At 55.2% G+C, this 1806-nt stretch carries 2 protein-coding genes and 1 pseudogene; all 3 read left to right on the top strand.

All coding sequences use genetic code 11. From position 1 onward, the window contains the following. Positions 1-1200 (top strand): annotated as a pseudogene (locus I5W_RS32040) (hypothetical protein); the annotation flags it as partial. Positions 1201-1212: 12 nt separating this feature from the next. Continuing rightward, positions 1213-1500: a DUF2523 family protein gene (locus I5W_RS12015; RefSeq protein ID WP_017453347.1), complete on the top strand. Its 288-nt coding sequence runs from the start codon at positions 1213-1215 to the stop codon at positions 1498-1500. Positions 1501-1502: 2 nt separating this feature from the next. Next, the coding region (locus tag I5W_RS12010; protein WP_044529395.1) for a zonular occludens toxin domain-containing protein at positions 1503-1806 on the top strand (304 nt) is incomplete at its 3' end.

Genomic DNA, 1806 nt, shown 5'->3' with positions numbered 1-1806 from the left:
CGCATAAGCACGCTGGTGGCGTGGGGAACGGTCGGCGCTATTGTCATTGGGACGCTTGCAGTGGCTGCCGCTGTCGGTTGGGCTATCGGCTACCTCGGGGCAAAGTGGTACTACAGCAAGAACGGCAGCGTACAAGTTGGAGATAATCCAAGCTCGATCAATACGCCTGCTGGCTTGGCACCTCCCGATACGGTTTATATCTTTTCCAATGCGGTGGCGACTTCTCCGGCTAACGCTTGTTTAGGCGCTTCGTATACTGACTTCACGATTTCGGGCGGGCATGGTACGCAGCGCGCTGTCTTGAAATCTGACGGTTTTTGCCACCTGATACGCACCGTCGTTTCTGATACGGGCGGCTCCTATACCGAAGACAATGGCTCGCTGGGTGCGCCTCAGAAATCGTCCAACAATAAAACGCTCTGCCCTGGCATCAAGCTCACTGCATCAAACGGCGTCTGTCCGGCCTCCAATTTCAAAGAGCTAGCTGCGGCCCCTTCGATGAGCGCTGCTGATGCGGCCAAGTCGCTATCTGCTTCTGATCTTGCAGCGCCTCTGCCAACTCAGCCTATTGCCGATATCGCCAATGCAGCGTGGCGAAACGCTGCGGGTTCGTCCGGCTATGATGGCTTGCCTTATGACGCCTCCAATCCGATCACAACGGGCGATGTCTCCAACTGGCAATCTTCGCATCCCGATTACTGGCCAACAGTAGGGGACTTTGTAACGCCACAGCAGGCTACGCCAGTAGATCCTGGAACCGGCAACGTCACCAATCCGATTCCGAGCAGTGGCCCGGTGTCTAGTTCTCCGGCTAGCTCCTCACCATTTGGATTGCCCACCTCCAGCACTCCGCAATCCTCGGTCGATCCCTCCAGCTCGGCGCCGAATACTGGCACGAACCCCAGCAATCAGCCGCTGGAAAATCTCGGCCCTGATCCAGGCATCGGCGCGCCGTCATTAGAGCCCATTCCTACCGCCACGCAAATTATTGCGCCCACGCGCAATATTTTTCCGACGCTCAAGTCTTTCGTGGTGCCTAGTGTGGATGTGCAATGCCCGACTTGGAGTGTTCCCGTCTTCGGCAAAGACATTGCTTTCAAGGATCATAGCGCGCTCTTGGAGCAATCGAGGTCGTCTCTCTATGCCGCAATGGCGGTGGTTTATGCGCTCCTAGCGCTGTTCATTGTTCTTCGCTCATAAAGGAGAGGCGACATGTTTGGCATCGTTCTATCGGCGCTCAATGCCGTCCTTGCATTCGTCCTGCGGTCGATTATTGTTAAGTTCGTCGTGTTCTTCGCACTGTTCTTCGTGACGACTGAATTTATGGCCGTCATCGTGCAATTCCTTCCGACTGGAGACCAGCTCACGAATGCCTTCGGCGGCATTCCTAATGCAGTTTGGTATTTCCTCAATCTGTTCAATATCAAGGCTGGAGTACCGCTGCTGCTGTCGGCCTACGTGACACGCTTCACAATTCGTCGTATTCCGCTGATTGGCTGATCATGGGCATCAATGTCTATACCGGCCTGATGGGCTCCGGCAAAAGCTATGAGGTGGTAGCAGAGGTCATTGTCCCTGCCATCGCCAAAGGGCGGCGGGTAGTCACCAATGTGGACGGGATCGATGGGGACAAGATTCGCGCCTACGTCGAAAAGAATTACAAGCCAGTTCCCGAGCAATTAGGCGAGGTGGTCCATGTCACCAATGGCGATGTTGCGCTCGCCAACTTCTTCCCCTATTACGACGACAAGAAAGGTGCGCATACCGATACCATCGTCCAGCCTGGGGATTTGGTGTGCATCGATG

Source organism: Herbaspirillum sp. B65, assembly GCF_000333555.1.
GTDB classification, from domain to species: Bacteria; Pseudomonadota; Gammaproteobacteria; order Burkholderiales; family Burkholderiaceae_D; genus Herbaspirillum; species Herbaspirillum rubrisubalbicans.
This window is presented reverse-complemented; position numbering and strand designations above follow the sequence as displayed.